This window comes from Brevibacterium sp., from assembly GCF_052105255.1.
In the GTDB taxonomy this organism is placed as follows: domain Bacteria; phylum Actinomycetota; class Actinomycetes; order Actinomycetales; family Brevibacteriaceae; genus Brevibacterium; species Brevibacterium linens_B.
The window spans coordinates 1-4,238 of sequence record NZ_JBQDYQ010000024.1 but is presented as its reverse complement, the minus strand read 5'-3'; the positions used below and the strand labels follow the sequence as shown (position 1 = coordinate 4,238).

Annotated in this window: 3 protein-coding genes; all 3 read right to left on the bottom strand. The window is 69.6% G+C overall.

Annotated elements, in window-relative coordinates; genetic code table 11:
* Positions 1–1,799: PucR family transcriptional regulator (locus tag ACTIIH_RS08525; protein WP_441451428.1), on the bottom strand; the 1,799-nt coding region annotated here is incomplete at its 3' end.
* 118 nt (positions 1,800–1,917) lie between these two features.
* Entirely contained in the window at positions 1,918–2,679 is a 762-nt protein-coding gene (locus ACTIIH_RS08520) for a response regulator transcription factor (RefSeq protein WP_441451427.1), read from the bottom strand.
* Positions 2,679–4,214, bottom strand: a complete 1,536-nt coding sequence (locus ACTIIH_RS08515) for a hypothetical protein (RefSeq protein WP_441451426.1) — start codon at positions 4,212–4,214, stop codon at positions 2,679–2,681. The genes ACTIIH_RS08520 and ACTIIH_RS08515 overlap by 1 nt, the downstream gene beginning before the upstream one ends.
* Between the last annotated feature and the right edge of the window lie 24 nt (positions 4,215–4,238).

Below are 4,238 nucleotides of genomic sequence, written 5' to 3'. Positions count from 1 at the left end.
CCCGCGCGATCGTGGGCGAGCACCGAGAGCTCGAGCCACAGCCTCTCGGCCGGCTCGGCCGTCGACAGACCCGTGATCTCCTCGATCCGCCCCAGGCGGTGCCGCAGCGAATTCGTATGCACGTGCAGCCGACGGGACGCCTCGGCGGAGTTGCCGACCGTGGCGAAATAGACCCGCAGCGTCTCGAGCAGGCTGCCGTTGTGCTGCGCGTCATGCCGGGCCAGCGCCCGAGCCGGCCGTGCGACGCTGCCGATATCGCCGCTGCGACCAGCCGGTTCTCCGCCGTGCGCATCGCGCTCGACGGCCAGCAGCGTATCGGCCACGCGCAGTCCGATGACTTCGGCCGCCGCATCCTCGACGGTCGCTCCGACGATGGTCGGGGCTTCCTCGTCGCCGCCGCTCGCAGGGCCTCCGCTCGTGGCACCCCGTCCTCGGCAGCCGAGGCCGCGCCTCCTGCCGTGCACGGCGTCGACGACGTATACAGCCTCGGACCACGAGCGATGCACTTCGTCGAGGCGGTCGACGGGAGAGCCGACACCGAAGTTGAGCGCCTCGTCGCTCGGCAGCGATCGCCGCAGGGCAGAGAGCACGTGGTCGCGGATCTGCGCCGCATCCGTCGGCTCGCTCATCTGCACGAGCGCTGCGAGATGTGCGCCTGTGCTCGACTCGATCCGGGCGAGCACGGCATCGGCGAAGGCGGCCCGGAGATGGAACCGCAGGACCGGCTCTCGGCCGGGGGCCGCCTCGGTGAAGGCGAGGACGCAGAAGCTGCCGGAGAACGGCAGTGACAGCAGGGTCGCCGACGGACCGAGGTCGGCCGAACCGGCGAGGATCGCACCGAGCGCCTCCCGACGAAGGCGCTTCTCGAACGGCGACCGGCGCAGGGTCCGCAGCATCACGGGCAGGGCCGCGCGGGCGGCGTCGCGCAGCACCTCGCGCAGCGGTTCGGGGTCGACCTCCGCCGGGTAGGCCGCCCAGATCGTGCCGATGAGCTCGCCTTCGCTGCGCAGCGCGATGACCGACCGGGCCGGTGATGTGCCTTCGGCGGGCCGTTCGACGACGTCGGTCGAACGGCGGATCGTGTCGAGGAACCCCGATGCCTCGAGCTCGGCGATCCGCCAGTCGGGAATGGCTCCGGACAGGATCGTCTCGCGTCGGATCTCGTCGAGTTCGCCGCCGAGGTTGGCATGCGCGAGCACACGCGAGGCCGGGTTCTCGATCGTGATCGATGCGCCCGTGGTCTCGGCGATGACGGCGGCCAGTGCGCTGAGGTCGTCGACATCGGGCCAGGTCAGAGCGCTCGTCGCGCCCTCCGTGAGCTGCCGCAGATGCACGAGGATCTCCGACCAGGTCACATGCGGCGAGCGTTCGAGGAGGACCGGAACCCGGCCCTCACTCCCCCGCAGCTCGATCCCGTCGCCGAGGTGGCTGTGCGTTCCGGGCGGCACGACGAGGGCGGCGGCGCCCGCATAGCCTGCCAGCACCGCATCGAGTCCGGCAGGACTGCTCACCGGTTCGGTGACGAGGACGACGGTCTCGGTCAGGGAGTCGTGGCCGACCGCCTCGGTGGGCGAAGCGGTGGGCGGGCCGGCAGGCGAGCCGGTGTGCGGAGCAGCGGGCGGGCCGGCAGGCGAGGCGGCGTGCGGTGCAGCCGTCGTCTGCGTGGGAGTCGTCGGCAGGTCGAAGCCGAATTCGACTCGAGCGACTACGACGTCGCCGGCCATCTCGGTCAGCGGCAGGAGGAACCCCTCCGTGTCCCGGATCAAGCGGGACAGTCGCAGGATCGCGGTGTCGGTCATGCTCCCACTGTAGTCAACGCCCGACCATGGTCGGCTGCGGCCGGGAGGGTCTGCATCGTCAGGACCGCGTGCCTCGGCGGGGCGGAGGGAACCAGACGAGCCGCCTCGGCGGGACGGGTCATTCCGGGGAGAAGAACTTGAACTGGAGGGCACGGACGACGAGCTGTGCGAGGTTGCGTGCGCCCAGTTTGAGGCGGAGGTTGCGGGCGTGCGATTTCACGGTGGACATGGCCACCGATTGGGCGTCGGCGATCTCCTCGTAGCCGTGTCCCTGGCAGAGCAGGGTGAGCAGATCCATCTCGCGCGCGGTCAGCTGCGGTGCCGCGCCGGGGGCGTCGGGCAGCTGGTCACCGCTGATGACGATGTCCTCGGCCAAGTCTTTGAGCAGTTCGGGGCTCTCGTCTGCCGAGGCCGCCCGCACGATCGAGACGAGTTCCCTCTCCCCTGCCGTCTTGTTGACCACGGCGAGTGCGCCAGCCTGAAGTCCACGGGCGATTCCGGGCCCGGGCGACACGGTCGTCAGGAGCAGGACTCGGGCGTCGGGGTCGAGGTCGATGATCGCCGCCGTCGCATCGACGCCGCTCATTCCCGGCGGCATGTTGACGTCCATGAGGACGAGGTCGGGACGCTCGGCGGCGAAGGCGGCGATGGCCTCCTCGCCGGAGTGGACGGGGTCGAGCACACGGAAGGAACCCGCATCCTCCAGCGTCGCGGCCACCGCTCGTGTAGTCCACGAATCGTCATCGACGACGAGGACGGAGGTGCGTGCGGCGGATTCAGGGCTCATGTCGTGGTCGGCCTGCGGCGTGGTCGCCTCCGGTCTCACGTGAGGGGTCGCCTCCGAGGTCCGGTGCGGGGCCGGGTAGGTGTGCGCCGTCATCAGGCGTCGATTCTGTCGCGGTCACTTGTGCGCTGCCCCTGGCTGCGGTGGTTCCTGCTGTGGCTGCCGGCCGCATCTTCGGGGGTGGAATCGTCGGCCGCTTTCGTCGCGGCGGCATCACCCGTGCCAGGTCGTGAAGCGGCACCGCCGGCCGACCCTGAAGCTGTACTGTGATCGATTCCGGTGGTCGACGCCGCTGGTGCCCCAGCTGCGGGTGTGTCCGCAACGGGTGTTTCCGTGCTCATGTCGAAGTCGTCGTCGACGACGTCGATCATGTCCGCGTTCGAGGAAGACCGCGCGGTATCCATTTTCGGGGATGCCGATGAGGAGTGGGAGACGAAGCGGATCGGCAGGGCCACCTCGACGACGGTTCGCCTCCGTTCATCCTCGCCCACCCGGCAGACGCCGCCCATGGCCGTGGCCCGGCGGGACAGAGACCGCGGGGCCCGGGTCAGCGCGGTCGGGGATGCGTTCGTGCTGCGGCAGAGCAGTTCGGCTCGGCTGCCGCTGCCGTCTCGCATTTCGACGACGAGGCTGGCGGGGGTGCCGGGGACGGAGTGGCGGATGACGTTCGTCGCGAGTTCGAGCATGACGGCCCGGAAATGGTGTGACATGGTGCCGGTCGCATGGGCCGGCAGCGGGCAGAGTTCGGTGGTCAGGGGAACGGACCCGGCCGCACACCCGTCTTCGATCGCGGTCGCCAGCTGCTCCGCCTCGGCGCGGAATCGGATCCGGGAGGTCCCGGAGTCCCCGGTGCAGCTCTCGGTCTCCCACCTGCTCAGGCTCGTCACCAGCTGCCGGAGCCGTTTGGTGGCTTCGGCGTTGACCAGCGCCAGCTCGGCGACGAGGCGGTCGGCGGTCTCGGGATCGCTTTCCTTGGCCAGGGTGCGGATGATCGCGGATTCGGTGGTCAGCGAGTGCGAGATGGTGTCGTGCATATCGCTGGTGAACCGGGCGCGCATGGCGTCGAGTGATTTCTGGTGGTCGACGGCGGCGCGTTCGCGGCGGTCGATCTCGCTTCGGATTCGAGCTTCGACGAAGGACGCGCACAGGCCGAGGATCGAGTAGGTCAGCCAGCCGTAGCCGAGGTCGGTGAGTCCTTCGAAGCCGGCGTCATAGGACCCGAGTCGGGTCGATGCGCCGAGGTAGACGGCCAGTCCGAGGGTGCCCAGCGCAAACCCGATCCAGCGACGGCGGCTGATCAGGACCGCGATGGCGAGGATGAGCGCCTCGGGGAACATGTTCTCCAGGTCCGGGTAGAGCATGGAGAACCCGATTCCCAGACCGGTCGTGGCGACGACGATGCTCAGCGGCAGGAACGCGGCCAAGACGATGAGTCCGTAGGCGAGGACGAGCAGGCCTGCGTAGCGGGGTTCGGTGATCTCGAAGGAGCCGGGGACGAGGATCGTCAACCCCATGATGAGGGCCAGCAGGCGGATCGGGAGATCGATGAAGCGCGGTCCCCGGAGGAAGCGCCACAGTCGGGCCGGGACGCTCGCTGACGTGCCGGTCGCGCCGTCGATCTCTGATGTCATGGCCCCTATTGTGCTACAACTGCA